Origin of the sequence: Salegentibacter sp. (assembly GCF_036568425.1) — a bacterium.
Lineage (GTDB): Bacteria > Bacteroidota > Bacteroidia > Flavobacteriales > Flavobacteriaceae > Salegentibacter.
The window spans coordinates 1-13,424 of the sequence record NZ_DATCSO010000081.1 but is presented as its reverse complement, the minus strand read 5'-3'; the positions used below and the strand labels follow the sequence as shown (position 1 = coordinate 13,424).

Annotated in this window: 15 protein-coding genes and 1 other RNA gene; 9 read left to right on the top strand and 7 right to left on the bottom strand. The window is 39.2% G+C overall.

What is annotated here, in order from left to right; genetic code table 11:
- Positions 1-35 precede the first annotated feature (35 nt).
- Together def and VIM94_RS07860 are read left to right on the top strand one after the other, a co-directional pair.
- On the top strand, positions 36-626 hold the full coding sequence (gene def, locus VIM94_RS07865) for a peptide deformylase (protein ID WP_332038743.1): 591 nt from the start codon (positions 36-38) through the stop codon (positions 624-626).
- 58 nt (positions 627-684) lie between these two features.
- On the top strand, positions 685-1,107 hold the full coding sequence (locus tag VIM94_RS07860; RefSeq protein WP_332038742.1) for a DUF5606 domain-containing protein: 423 nt from the start codon (positions 685-687) through the stop codon (positions 1,105-1,107).
- Between the two features lie 56 nt (positions 1,108-1,163).
- Here VIM94_RS07860 and smpB read toward each other — a convergent pair whose 3' ends face one another.
- Positions 1,164-1,628, bottom strand: a complete 465-nt coding sequence (gene smpB / locus VIM94_RS07855) for an SsrA-binding protein SmpB (protein ID WP_332038741.1) — start codon at positions 1,626-1,628, stop codon at positions 1,164-1,166.
- Positions 1,629-1,765: 137 nt separating this feature from the next.
- Between smpB and VIM94_RS07850 the strand changes: the two genes are divergently transcribed.
- Positions 1,766-2,506 (top strand): DUF6503 family protein, encoded by a 741-nt coding sequence (locus tag VIM94_RS07850; protein ID WP_332038740.1) that lies wholly within the window; start codon positions 1,766-1,768, stop codon positions 2,504-2,506.
- Here VIM94_RS07850 and VIM94_RS07845 read toward each other — a convergent pair.
- The gene (locus VIM94_RS07845) at positions 2,503-3,027 is read right to left on the bottom strand and encodes a phosphoglycerate mutase family protein (protein WP_332038739.1); all 525 of its coding nucleotides are present in this window, start codon (positions 3,025-3,027) and stop codon (positions 2,503-2,505) included. The two genes, VIM94_RS07850 and VIM94_RS07845, sit on opposite strands and share 4 nt — an antisense overlap.
- 1 nt (position 3,028) lies before the next feature.
- Complete coding sequence (locus VIM94_RS07840; RefSeq protein ID WP_332038738.1) at positions 3,029-4,132, bottom strand: esterase-like activity of phytase family protein; 1,104 nt, start codon at positions 4,130-4,132, stop codon at positions 3,029-3,031.
- Between the two features lie 123 nt (positions 4,133-4,255).
- Between VIM94_RS07840 and VIM94_RS07835 the strand changes: the two genes are divergently transcribed.
- Positions 4,256-4,441 (top strand): CsbD family protein, encoded by a 186-nt coding sequence (locus VIM94_RS07835; RefSeq protein ID WP_332038737.1) that lies wholly within the window; start codon positions 4,256-4,258, stop codon positions 4,439-4,441.
- Between the two features lie 61 nt (positions 4,442-4,502).
- Here the strand turns inward: VIM94_RS07835 and clpB are convergent, their stop codons facing one another.
- Complete coding sequence (clpB, locus tag VIM94_RS07830; RefSeq protein WP_332038736.1) at positions 4,503-7,109, bottom strand: ATP-dependent chaperone ClpB; 2,607 nt, start codon at positions 7,107-7,109, stop codon at positions 4,503-4,505.
- A 181-nt stretch (positions 7,110-7,290) separates the two neighbouring features.
- Here clpB and ytxJ point away from each other — a divergent pair, with 181 nt between their 5' ends.
- Positions 7,291-7,683, top strand: a complete 393-nt coding sequence (gene ytxJ / locus VIM94_RS07825; RefSeq protein WP_332038735.1) for a bacillithiol system redox-active protein YtxJ — start codon at positions 7,291-7,293, stop codon at positions 7,681-7,683.
- An 80-nt stretch (positions 7,684-7,763) separates the two neighbouring features.
- On the top strand, positions 7,764-7,982 hold the full coding sequence (locus tag VIM94_RS07820) for a hypothetical protein (protein WP_332038734.1): 219 nt from the start codon (positions 7,764-7,766) through the stop codon (positions 7,980-7,982).
- A gap of 55 nt (positions 7,983-8,037) precedes the next feature.
- Here the strand turns inward: VIM94_RS07820 and fahA are convergent, their stop codons facing one another.
- The gene (gene fahA, locus VIM94_RS07815) at positions 8,038-9,327 is read right to left on the bottom strand and encodes a fumarylacetoacetase (protein ID WP_332038733.1); all 1,290 of its coding nucleotides are present in this window, start codon (positions 9,325-9,327) and stop codon (positions 8,038-8,040) included.
- Positions 9,328-9,436: 109 nt separating this feature from the next.
- On the opposite strand from fahA, the gene glyA reads away from it, so the two are divergent.
- Positions 9,437-10,714: a serine hydroxymethyltransferase gene (gene glyA, locus VIM94_RS07810; protein WP_332038732.1), complete on the top strand. Its 1,278-nt coding sequence runs from the start codon at positions 9,437-9,439 to the stop codon at positions 10,712-10,714.
- Between the two features lie 96 nt (positions 10,715-10,810).
- Here glyA and VIM94_RS07805 read toward each other — a convergent pair whose 3' ends face one another.
- Positions 10,811-11,215, bottom strand: coding sequence for an acyl-CoA thioesterase (locus tag VIM94_RS07805; RefSeq protein WP_332038731.1), 405 nt, complete (start codon positions 11,213-11,215; stop codon positions 10,811-10,813).
- Positions 11,215-12,270, bottom strand: a complete 1,056-nt coding sequence (locus VIM94_RS07800; protein WP_332038730.1) for a glutaminyl-peptide cyclotransferase — start codon at positions 12,268-12,270, stop codon at positions 11,215-11,217. The genes VIM94_RS07805 and VIM94_RS07800 overlap by 1 nt, the downstream gene beginning before the upstream one ends.
- A gap of 84 nt (positions 12,271-12,354) precedes the next feature.
- Between VIM94_RS07800 and ffs the strand changes: the two genes are divergently transcribed.
- Both ffs and VIM94_RS07790 read left to right on the top strand, forming a co-directional pair.
- An RNA gene (gene ffs / locus VIM94_RS07795) (signal recognition particle sRNA small type) lies at positions 12,355-12,453 on the top strand.
- A gap of 44 nt (positions 12,454-12,497) precedes the next feature.
- Positions 12,498-13,319 carry an SDR family oxidoreductase gene (locus tag VIM94_RS07790; protein ID WP_332038729.1) on the top strand — a complete coding sequence of 274 codons (822 nt, stop codon included), beginning with the start codon at positions 12,498-12,500 and terminating at the stop codon, positions 13,317-13,319.
- Positions 13,320-13,424: the final 105 nt, after the last annotated feature.

Sequence of the window (13,424 nt, the reverse complement as noted above, 5' to 3'; positions counted from 1 at the left end):
AGTCTATCAGGAATTAAAAAATTAAATTAAATAGAATGATTTTACCAATAATAGCTTACGGAGATCCGGTTTTAAGGAAAAAATGCAAACAAATACCTGAAGACTATCCTAAGTTGAAGGAGTTGATAGATAATATGTGGGAAACCATGTACAATGCCTATGGGGTTGGTCTGGCGGCTCCGCAGGTGGGTATCCCTATTCGGCTATTTATTATAGACCCGAGTCCGTTTGCTGAAGATGTGGATTTGGAAGAACAAGAAAGAGAAGGGCTTAAAAATCTCAAAAAGGTATTCATCAATCCTAAAATTGTAAATGAAGAAGGAGATAAATGGTCTTTTAATGAAGGTTGCCTTAGTATTCCCGAGGTTAGGGAAGACGTTTTTAGAAAACCAGTGATCACTATAGAATATCAGGATGAAGATTTTAATAATCACCGTGATACCTATTCCGGACTGGCTGCCAGGGTTATCCAACATGAATACGATCATATTGAGGGAATTCTCTTTACCGATAAGCTTTCAAGCCTTAAAAAGAGACTTTTAAAAAGCAAACTTGCCAATATCTCAAAAGGGAAAATCAAGATCGATTATAAGATGCGTTTTCCCGAAATGAAAAAAGGGAGGTAAAGACTTTGATAATTTATTCAGGCAGGTGATATTTGCCAGCCAAAATTGAAAACATACTATGGGATTAGAGAAAATATTAGCGATTTCAGGAAAACCGGGATTATACGAGCTAACCGCGCAAAGTCGGGGTGGTTTTATAGTAAAATCTATTCCTGAAGGAAAAAAGATGGCGGTAAATATCCGTCATAATGTTAGCTTGTTAAGCGAAATTGCAATCTACACTTATACTGAAGAGGTCCCACTTGCCGAGATCTTTGAAAAGATTAAAGAAAAAGAAGATGGAGGAGAAGCGATAAGTCCGAAATCCTCTAAAGCCGAGATGGAAAAGTATTTCGCCGAGATCCTTCCGGATTATGATGTAGACCGTGTTTATGCGAGTGATATGAAAAAGATCTTTCAGTGGTATAACCTGTTAATCAAAAATGGATTTACAGATTTTTCCGATTCAGAAGAATCTAAGGATAAAAGCGAAGAAGAATAAAAACTAACAACGATAATAACAAAAGGCTGAAATTTAATTTTCAGCCTTTTGTGTTTCTAAGAGTATTCTTTTTTTATCCTGTCGAGTTTGCGTTTGCTTTCCCGATCCTTAATAGTTTCCCGTTTGTCATATAGTTTTTTCCCTTTAGCCAGGACGATTTGCATCTTTGCGAGGCCACGCTCATTGATGAAAAGCCTTAAGGGAATAATGGTTAAGCCGGTGTTCTTTACTTCCTTTTCCAGTTTGCGAAGCTCTTTGCGTTGCAATAAAAGCTTACGTTCGCTCTTGGGGTTATGATTAAAGTGCGTGGCGTGAGAATATTCTTCAACATGCATGTTAATCACAAAAAGTTCGTGATTCTGAAATTCACAAAAACTTTCGGCGATAGATGCTTTCCCCTGGCGAATTGCTTTTATCTCGGTCCCGGCCAGTTTTATTCCAGCCACGTATTTATCGAGAAATTCATATTCAAATTTCGCCTTTCGGTTTTTTATATTGATCGTGTTAGTCTTCTTTTTCATACTCCAACAAAAATAGGAAGCTTATTTTAGAATTTGGTATAAGGGAATTGTAAATTATAAAGTATGAGCTTCAGAATTATATTTTAGTATTAAATTCAAAGTACATTAATTACCTTTGATATTATATTCCAAATAAAATGAAAAATATCATCTTTTTAATGGCCGTAAGCGCCCTGTTGTTTTCCTGTGATCAGAAAAAAGAGTTGACAGCTCAACAAATTATAGATAAGACTATAGAAAAAGCTGGCGGCGAAAAGTATAAAAATGCGGAGATTAGCTTTGAATTCAGGGATACAGAATACAAAAGCACCCGGAACGGGGGTAAATTCCAACTGGAACGCTTTATCACCGATTCTACGGGCACAGAATATCATGATGTGATCAATAACGAGGGTTTTACAAGATACCATCAGGATTCAGTAGTCACGTTAAGCGATTCCATGAAAACCGTTTATAGCAATTCGGTGAACTCGGTGCATTATTTTGTGCAACTTCCCTATGGCCTTAACGATCCTGCGGTGAATAAAAAACTGTTAGGAAAAGATAGTATTAAAGGTAAAGAATACTACGAGATCAAGGTGACCTTTGAAGATTCGGAAGAGGTAACCGATCACGAAGATGTGTATTTATACTGGATCGATACCGAAAATTTCACAATTGATTATATGGCCTATAGCTTTAAAATCAATGATGGAGGAGTTCGTTTTCGCAAGGCTTACAACCCTCAAACCGTAGGAGGGATAAGATTTGTGGATTACGAGAATTATAAAGCTGATGACCTGGATATTCCCTTGCAGGAGTTGGATGAAAAGTATGAAGCCCGGGAGTTGGAATTACTTTCTATAATCGAAAATGAAAATATTGAAGTTAAGCTTTAATTGAAATAAAGCACCTCTGATGTGCGTGTTCCATCAGGATGAATCACTGCGATGAAAAGACTGCCATATTCTGTCTCATCGAGATTTTCATATTTTTTCTCCTGAATAATATAATTAACAAATTCAGGATTCAGATTGCTGTGACCAACTACCAGTACAGTCTTTCCCTTTGTTTGCTGTTGAAACCCCTCATCGTTTAACTTATCGGTATTAAAAAAGTTGATTTCCTTATCCTGAGAAGCGGCTATAGGTTTGGCAGTATTTAGGGTTCGCTTATAGTTAGAGCTATATATAAGGTCAAAATCAATATCCTTGAAAACCTCTGCCCATTTTTGAGCACGGTCCACCCCTGCTGCCGTAAGTTCGGGATCTTTATTATCAGGGTTTAGGGTGTCTTTTTCTGCGTGACGAATAAAATAATAAGTGGTAACCTCAGAATCTTTTATTTTTTCTGAAGTATCTTTCTGTTGAAAGTTGCAACCTGCAAGGATTAGCAGTGATAAAAGTATTAAATGTCGCATTTTATAATTTTTTAAACTCAATTTCTAAAAGTATGAACTGGGTTATCTGATGCCCAAAACTGCTAAAGTTGTCATCTGATACTAATATCAGGGACTGCTTCCCATTGGGTAAAACCGGGCCGAAGCTCATTCCCTCAATATTATCGATTATTTGTTCTTCCAGAAAGTTTTTCACCGATTTAAAGTCGAATACGAGCTTTTTCTCCGCTGGTATAAAATCAGTTTCCCTAAGGTTTTTTAGTTGCAAAGTGTTTGTTGTGTTTGATGCATCCACCTCAAAGATCTTAATGGTATTGCCATTGGAGCCATAACCTGCAGAGTAAGCCCGTTCCAGTATCAAGAATTTATTATCTGCATATTCCAATAGTTCTGTCACCCCGTTAACCGCAAACCAGTTTATGGGAAATTTTGAGATTCCATCCAACATATAAGCAAATTGGCTTTCGGCCTTTTGGCTCTCTTTATTGAATTTAGTAATACGCACCGGAGACTTTGTGGGATAGATCTTTGGTTTAGGACCATCATTTTCCAGCGGAAGTTCCATGGCCACCCAATAACCGGTCCCGTCCGTACTTTCTGCTAAACCTTCAAAAACACCATTGTTTCTGGGTTTTTGAATTCCCGAAGCATTAAAATAATCCGGGAGTTCATAATGAGATAAATACTCTCCTTCTTTAGAAATACGAAAGAGTGCCGGAGCTTTTCCGTTTTGGATGGCACCTTCAGAACTAATTACTATTTCTTCGGTTTCAGCATTAAATCGTATAGCCTCCAGATCGGGGGTGCTTTCTCTGTAAAAAGCATCCTCTTTATCCAATTGGATCATTTCAGAAATAATCACAGTATCAATACTGCGGTTTATAAGAGGTATTTCTGCCTTATAGATACGCGGATTTGAAGCTTGATCGGCTACTAAATAATAAATGTTTTCGTGAAAATCTATTCCCGAAAGCCCACCTACTTTGCTGCCGTCTACCTCCAGGCCTTGCTTAAGTACAAAATCGTCGAGGTAGTTTATTTTAAGGTTTTCATTCTCTAATGTTCTGGTGGTGGCACATCCTGAAAGCAGGATAACAGCTAAGAGTAAAAGCTTAATGTTTTTCATTTGAAGTTTCTTCAAGGGCTAAAAATAACAAATCCTTAAGATAAGAATAGGAGTTTTTTGAGAGACTTTAGGAATGTAAAACTTTAATTTTATGAGAGAATTAAAAACTAAAACCAAGATATTATGAATGATGATCAATTAGAAGGAAAGTGGAAACAGATTCGAGGAGAATTCAAGCAAAAATATGGAGATCTTACCGATGACGATACCACCTATACTGAAGGAAAATTTGATGAAATGCTGGGTAGACTTCAAGAGAAAACCGGTAAAAACAAAGAAGAACTTAAAAAAGAGATTGATAAGTGGTAATTTTTTTTAAAGTTGAATAATTGTTTAAAGGAAAGGGCCGCATTAGCGGCCCTTTTTATTATTAATTGTTTTCAGCGAGATTCTCCTGATTTCTAAAAACCATCTCGTCATTAAATTCATCCAGTAGAATAATACTTTCTGTATGAATTTTTCCTGAAAGGATTTCCTTTGAAAGTTTATTTAGAACTTCCCTTTGTATCACCCGTTTTACCGGTCTTGCTCCATACTGCGGATCGAAACCGCGGTTGGCAAGATATTGAATGGCCTCGGGAGTAGCATCTAAGGTGATATTCTGCTGTGCTAGCATTTTTCTTACGCCTTTTAACTGAAGCTCTACAATCTTGTTTATGTCTTCCTGTGTTAGTGGGCTAAACATTACAATATCGTCAATCCTGTTTATGAATTCCGGTCTAATGCTTTGTTTCAATAGTGCCAGCACTTCGGTTTTAGACATTTCCATGGCAGTGTCTACATCCTTTATAGTATCAAATTTCTCCTGAATAATATGGCTTCCCATATTTGAGGTCATAATTATAATGGTGTTCTTGAAATCGGCAAGGCGACCTTTATTATCAGTTAACCTACCTTCATCAAGTACCTGCAAAAGGATATTAAAAGTATCTGGATGCGCTTTCTCGATCTCATCCAAAAGTACTACCGAATAAGGTTTGCGACGAACGGCTTCGGTCAATTGTCCGCCTTCATCATAACCTACATATCCGGGAGGTGCACCTACCAGACGGCTCACCGCATGTCTCTCCTGGTATTCACTCATATCTATACGAGTCATTGAAGCTTCATCATCAAAGAGATATTCAGCCAGAGCCTTGGCAAGCTCGGTCTTACCAACCCCTGTAGTTCCAAGGAACAGGAATGAGCCTATTGGTCTTTTTTGATCCTGAAGCCCGGCGCGACTTCTTCGTACTGCGTCACTTACCGCGGTGATAGCTTCTTCCTGTCCAACCACTCTCTTGTGAAGGTGATCCTCCAGTTTGAGTAATTTCTCGCGATCGCTTTGGAGCATTTTTGTTACCGGGATGCCGGTCCATTTAGCTACTACCTCAGCAATGTCTTCCTGGGTTACTTCTTCCTGGATGAGGGATTTAGCTTCTTGCTTTTCGTCGTGTTCCTGCTGAAGTTTCTCTAATCTTTCCTGAGCCTCTTTGATCTTGCCGTAGCGTATCTCTGCGACTTTTCCATAATCGCCATCTCTTTCTGCCCTTTCTGCTTCCAGCTTGAAATCTTCAATATCCGATTTCAGATTCTGAATATTATCAACTACCGATTTTTCATTCTGCCAGCGAGCATTTAATTCATTGCGCTGTTCTTTTAATTCAGCAAGTTCAGAACGAAGAACTTTGAGTTTGTCTTCATCTTTCTCCCTTTTAATGGCTTCAATCTCGATCTCCAGCTGCATGACTCTGCGATCTAACACATCGAGTTCTTCGGGTTTGGAATTTATCTCCATGCGTAGTTTTGAAGCTGCTTCATCCATAAGGTCAATAGCCTTGTCCGGTAAGAAGCGGTTAGTGATATAACGCTGAGATAATTCTACAGCAGCAATAATCGCTTCATCTTTGATCCTTACTTTATGGTGGGTCTCGTATTTCTCCTTAATTCCGCGCAAAATAGAAATTGCACTTTCGGTATCGGGCTCATCCACTGTTACCTTCTGGAAACGACGTTCCAAAGCTTTATCTTTTTCAAAATATTTCTGATACTCATCCAGGGTAGTGGCACCAATAGCTCTTAATTCACCACGGGCAAGGGCGGGTTTTAGAATGTTTGCCGCATCCATAGCTCCTTGTCCCCCTCCGGCACCAACAAGAGTGTGAATCTCGTCAATGAAGAGCACTATATTTCCGTCACTTGTTGTGACCTCTTTTATTACTGCCTTTAGTCTTTCTTCAAATTCGCCTTTATATTTTGCTCCCGCGATAAGAGCGCCCATATCCAGATTATAGATCACCTTATCCCTAAGGTTGTCGGGAATATCTCCTGCAATTATCCTGTGGGCAAGTCCCTCTGCGATGGCGGTTTTACCGGTACCTGGTTCTCCAACCAGCATTGGGTTGTTCTTGGTACGGCGTGAAAGAATCTGGAGTATACGACGTATTTCTTCGTCCCGTCCAATAACCGGATCAAGTTTCCCTTCCTCGGCCATCTGGTTGAGGTTCTTAGCGTATTTATTAAGAGCATTATAGGTTTCTTCTGCACTTTGAGAGGTTACCCGATCTCCTTTTCTCAATTCTTCAATAGCAGCTTTTAAGCCTTTTTCGGTAGCCCCCTGGTCTTTCAGAATTTGGGCCACCTTACTCGAAGATTTAAAGATCGCCATGATTAAATGCTCTATGGAAACATACTCATCATTCATTTTTTTGGCGATGATGGGTGCCTCATTTAGTGTTTTGCCCGCCTCGCGGGAAAGAATTATATCTCCACCGCTAACTTTGGGAAAGCTTTCTAAAGTTTTACCCAGAATATCATTGAAGAGATTTACATTTATATTTAGCTTTTTTAGCAAGAAAGGAGTTACATCTTCGTCAACCATTGTTATGGCTTTAAAAATATGCTCGTTCTCAATTTGCTGATGTCCTAATTCCTGGGCAAGTTGCTGAGCCTGCTGAATAGCCTCCTGCGATTTTATGGTAAAATTGTTGAAATTCATAGTCAAGATGTTTTTCTGGATTAAAGCAATACTTATACCATTGAAAAATAAAGACAAAATGACATATTTATCTAAGAATTTACAGACAAAAAGTCATTTTAGTTTAATTTTATGGAAAAATTTTTGAGATTTGGCGGGTTATTAAAGTTATTAAGAAATTAGATTTAAAAAAAGAAAAGTAATGGGATTATTTGATAAAATGTTTAGGAGTGAAAGGGATGTTGCAAAGGAAGAGATCGAAAGAATCCCGTGGGTAAATATTACCGAACAACAGGATATTGAGGATTTAAAAAAACGCTCTTTTGAAAAGCCGGTGGTTATTTTTAAATACTCAACGCGCTGTGGAATAAGCCGTATAACTTTGCGCAAGTTTGAAAACGATTTACCAGAAAACCTGGATGTGGATTTTTATTTTATGGATCTTGTTAAATATAGGTCTTTATCAAACGAGATAGCAGAGAGCTTCAAGGTGCGTCACGAAAGTCCGCAGCTAATTGTTCTTAAAGAGGCTAAAGTACAGCATCATAGTTCCCATCAGGATATTAATGCAAAACAGCTACCAGACTATATTTAATTATTTTTTGCTGTTAAAAATGATATAATTCTTCAGGGATTCCCACTTGGCTTTGTATCTTTTAATTAAAATCTGAAGAAATGGCTAAAAAGGAAGATATCAGGAAACTGGAAGAAAACTGGAAACAGTTAAAGAAGGAAGACAAAGAAAGGGAGCAGGAGGAATTTCAGGATCGTTCTCAGAAGAAAAATAATGAAAAGGAAAAGCCTGGGCCTGATAAATCTGCTGATGAAATATCCGCCGATCAGGACCGCCAGAAAGAGGAATTTATGGATCTGAAGCAGCAGAAAAAAAAATAAAGGCAAAAAGTAAATGACTTAAAAAGAAAAAAGCCCGGTCTCCCGGGCTTTTAAATTATTTCTTTTTCGGTTGAAACACAGGAAGTAGTTTGGTCCTTACTTCGCCAAAGCCTATGCGGCGATCCTTGCCATTACAAAAACCACGCATAATTACCGTATCGTTATCTTCAATGAATTTTCGTTCGCTTCCATCTTTTAATTTGATAGGTTTTTCACCCTTCCAGCTTAGTTCGAGCATAGAACCATAAGAATCGGGCGTAGGGCCTGAAATAGTCCCCGAAGCCATCATATCCCCCGAATTTACCGGACAACCGTTCACGGTATGGTGGGCCAGTTGCTGACTCATATTCCAGTACATATATTTGAAATTCGATTGGGCAAGAAGGTTTTCTTCGCCGTTTTCAGGCTGAAGAGAAACTTCCAGGTGAATATCAAAACTTTTCTTTCCACTACTTTTTAGGTAGGGAAGTGGTTCAATTTCTGGTTTCGGACTTTCTGTTCTAAATGGATCCAGGGCATCTAAAGTCACGATCCAGGGAGATATAGAAGAGGCGAAATTCTTTGCCAGGAATGGCCCTAATGGTACATACTCCCAGGTTTGCATATCCCGCGCACTCCAGTCGTTAAACATTACCATCCCGAAGATATAATCTTCTGCTTCTTCAATAGGGATAGGTTCCCCAAGTACGTTAGCATCAGTTGTGATAAAAGCCATTTCCAGTTCGAAATCCACACGTTTAGAAGGTCCGAAAACCGGTTTATCTGAATCTTTTGGTTTGGTTTGCCCTTGTGGGCGGTGAACAGGAATTCCACTGGGAATAATGGAAGAGCTTCTTCCGTGGTATCCCACCGGAATATGTAACCAGTTTGGCAATAAAGCATTTTCAGGATCGCGGAACATTGTCCCCACATTGGTCGCGTGCTCTTTGCTGGAATAGAAATCGGTGTAATCACCAACCTGTACCGGCATTTGCATCTCGATTTCATCAAGGGTGAAAAGCACAGTTTGACGATGCTCTTCGTGGTCTCTTAATTTGGAGTTTTCAGAATCAAAGATATCTGCAATGCGGTTTCGAACCAGTCGCCAGGTTTTCTTTCCATCTGATATAAAATCGTTTAGAGTATCCTGTAGGAATATGTCATCGGTTAACGGAATCCCTTCAAAATAACCCAGTTGGTGCAGTGCTCCCAGATCTATGGCGTAATCCCCAATACGGGTACCAATTGTAATTACATCATCCCGGGTTAAAAACACTCCAAAAGGAATATTTTGAATCGGGAAATCGGTATCTGCGGGAGTATCCAGCCAGGTTTTTCTTTTAGGATCGTTAGCAGTAATAGGCATATATTTTTTGTTTTTTTATTAAAATCTAATGCATCCAAATATATTATTTTCCTGCTATTAACCGAATGTATTTCTTACTTTTGAGGAATATTTAACGTAAACAATTGAAATGCAACGAGACACAGAACTTTTTAATTTAATAGCAGAAGAAAAAGAGCGTCAGTTAAATGGATTGGAGTTGATTGCCAGTGAAAACTTTGTGAGCGAACAGGTGTTAGAAGCTGCCGGTTCGGTACTTACTAATAAATATGCTGAAGGATACCCGGGAAAACGATATTATGGTGGTTGTGAAGTGGTAGATAAAGTGGAACAACTTGCCATAGACCGCGTCAAAGAACTATTTGGTGCAGAATATGCTAACGTGCAACCTCATTCGGGCTCTCAGGCCAATACAGCTGTTTATCACTCCTGTCTTAAACCGGGAGATAAATTCCTTGGATTTGATCTTTCTCACGGAGGACACCTTACTCACGGGTCTCCCGTGAATTTCTCCGGAAAACTTTATCAGCCTGTTTTCTACGGAGTAGATAAGGAAACCGGAAGAATAGACTATGACCAGGTTGAAGAGATCGCTATAAAAGAAAAACCTAAAATGATCATCGCCGGAGCCTCGGCATATTCAAGAGAGTTAGATTATAAAAGATTTCGGGAAATTGCTGATAAGGTAGGAGCTATTCTTTTTGCCGATATGGCGCATCCCGCAGGTTTGATCGCTAAGGGATTGATTAGCGACCCGCTTCCTCATTGTCATGTGGTTACCTCTACCACCCATAAAACTCTTCGTGGACCTCGTGGAGGAATTATCCTTATGGGAAAAGATTTTGATAATCCTTTTGGAGAAAAACTTAAAAGCGGAAAGCCCAAAAAGATGTCATCAATCCTGAATTCTGCCATCTTCCCTGGAAATCAAGGTGGGCCATTGGAGCATATTATCGCTGCAAAGGCGGTTGCATTTGGCGAGGCCCTAACCGATGAATTCCTTCACTATATGGTGCAGGTGAAAAAGAACGCTGCTAAAATGGCTGCTGCTTTCGTTGAAAAAGGCTATAAGGTGATTTCTGATGGAACAGATAACCATATGATGCTTATCGATATGCGAAATAAAGAGGTGAGCGGAAAAGAAGCTGAAGAGGCCCTTGGAAAAGCTGAGATCACTGTGAATAAGAATATGGTTCCTTTTGATGATAAATCTCCTTTTGTTACCTCAGGAATTAGAGTTGGAACTGCTGCCGTAACAACCCGTGGACTCACAGAAGCAGATATGCCCAAAATCGTAGATCTAATTGATCGGGTAATTACCAACATCAGTGATGAAGCGGCTATTGAAAAAGTGAAAAACGACGTTTTTGAACTTATGAAAGCTCGTCCGCTTTTTAAGTGGGACTAAGAATATTAATATAGAAAAAAAGCTTTTTGGAATTTGGATGGCTTCAGCCTTTTGACTTTTCAAAAAGCTTTTTTTATGCTCAATTTTGACAAAGGTTTACTGCTCGAAGATCTTTATAAGGTCTTTGTCTATTTTGGAAGGTTTCTGGGTTACCTTATCTATAAGCGCCCAGGTGGTTTTTGCTTCAACAAGTACTTTTTTGGTTTTAGCATTTTTTATAATCACGTGGCGCAGAGACTTTACGTGTGAAGTTTCAGAAACGTAAGTCTGCAACAGAATCTCCTCGTTTAAAAAAGCCTGTTGTTTGTAATCTATCTCGTGACGCACTACTAACCAGAAATATTTCTCCTGATATTCCTGTGGCGCGCGGCTCTCCCAGTGGGCTTTGGCCACGTCTTGTACCCATTGAACATATTGAACATTATTTACGTGGTTTTGCTCGTCGAGGTGAGTTTTCTCTACCTTGAGCCTTTGCTCGAATATTTCAGGAACTGCTGCCATTATTTTTCTTTTATTTCTACTTCAAAAAGCTTATCCCAGTTTTTTCCCGTAACGTAAAGTTTCCCCGAGTTAGGGTTCCAGGCGATTCCATTTAACACATCCAGCTTATCGTGCTGGGTAACTTTCTCCCTTAATCCGCGGAAATCTATCAGGCCTTCTATTGCACCATTCTCAGGATTTATGATGGCCACTCCGTCTTTCTGATAGGTGTTGGCATAGATTCTCCCGTCTACCCATTCGAGTTCATTCATCCTGGATACTATACTTTTATGAGTCGCGATTTGAATAAAATCTTTTTCTGCCAGGGTTTCAGCATCAAGGATCCAAATTTTTTCTGTACCGTCGCTTTTATAGAATTTTTCTCCGTCGTTACAAAGACCCCAGCCTTCTTTACTTTGATTATAACCAAAGGTCCCCGTTTGCTTGAAATTTTCAAGGTCGTAAATAAGGCCTACTTCTTCATTCCAGGTGAGCTGGTAGATCTTCCCGTTTAAGATGGAAAGTCCCTCCCCGAAATAATTATCGGGAAGCCTTTTATTCTGAAGGATTTTTCCCGTTTTATAATCGGTTTCCCTTAGGCTGGATGAGCCATACTGGCCTGTACTTTCATAAAGGGTGTCGTTGAAGAATTCCAGCCCCTGGGTGTAGGCATTTTGATCGTGGGGGAATTCGTTTTTAATTTCATAAGTGTAGGAAACCGGAGGGGTATTATTATAAATTTTCACGTCTGAAGTAATAGTGTCGGTTTTACCTTCGTAGAAAACCACAGCCTCAAGAATGTGCTTCCCTAGTTTTACTTCCTCAAATGTGAATGACAAAACTGTTTCAGTGGTTGCTTTTAATTTTTTCTGCTGAAAATAATAAATAACTGAATCTATTTCCCGCTCTTTTTTGTTCTCAAGATTAAGCTTCAGGGTTTCTCCCAGCTGAAATTCGTCTTTATTTTCTTCGATTTTCAGAGAAAAATCAGAAGATGTTTTTGCAGAATTGCTTCCGCAGGAAAAAATAGAAATACTTAATAATAACAGTAACAGGGATTTAAATTTGTTCATCATTTCAGGCTAAATTTTCTATGGCTAAATTAACCATTTCGTATTAAAAATTACTTGCCAGAAGTATGAAAGATTGTATATTTGCAGCGGCAAGTCCCACACAACCAGCTCCTGCTGAATCCCCCAGGGCGGGAACGCAGCAAGGGTAGGCGGTCGTAGCGGTGTGATGTGGGTCGCTTGCCATTTTTTGTATCTGGAATTCTCCTATTTTTATCGCATCTTTGCGGCCTATGAAAACAGATACTTCTCCCCAAAAAACAGTATTGATAACCGGAGCTTCCTCCGGGATCGGAAAATCCATAGGTAACTTTCTGAAGGATAAAGGCTTTAGAGTTTATGGAACCAGTAGAAACCCTCAAAAAATTACCAATAGCAAATTTCCATTGCTCGCACTGGATGTTACTAAAAACGAAACTATTTCTTCAGCAATAGAAGCATTGCTCGAAAAAGAAGGTCGGTTGGATGTGTTGGTGAATAATGCGGGAGTTGGCATTACCGGCCCAATTGAAGAAACTCCCGACGAGGAGATCAGAAAAGCTTTTGAAACCAATTATTTTGGTCCTGTAAAAGTAATAAAGGCGGTATTGCCGGTTATGAGGAAACAAGGCTCAGGACTTATTATAAATATAACCTCTATTGCGGGCTACATGGGCTTGCCTTATCGGGGGATCTATTCGGCATCAAAAGGTGCATTGGAACTTACTACGGAAGCTTTTAGAATGGAATTAAAGGATTTCAATATTGAAATGACCAATGTGGCTCCCGGAGATTTTGCGACCAATATTGCTGCAGGACGTTATCATGCCCCGGTATTGGAAGATTCTCCTTATGAAAAAGCCTATGGGAATACACTCAAACTGATGAATGAGCATGTAGATTCAGGTAAAGATCCTCAAATGATGGCTAAGGCGATATTTGAGATCATTAAAACCCCAAAACCAAAGGGACATTACAAAGTAGGGGAGTTGCTTCAGAAATTTTCTATTGCACTTAAACGCGTGCTACCTGATAAAGTATACGAGAGAATGTTGCTAAAACATTATAAATTGTAATTTTGCAAACCAGAATCCGGTAGCCCGGAAATACTAAACTTTTAAACACACAACTATGAAATTTTTTATTGATACCGCTAACCTGGATCAGATTAAAGAGGCCAG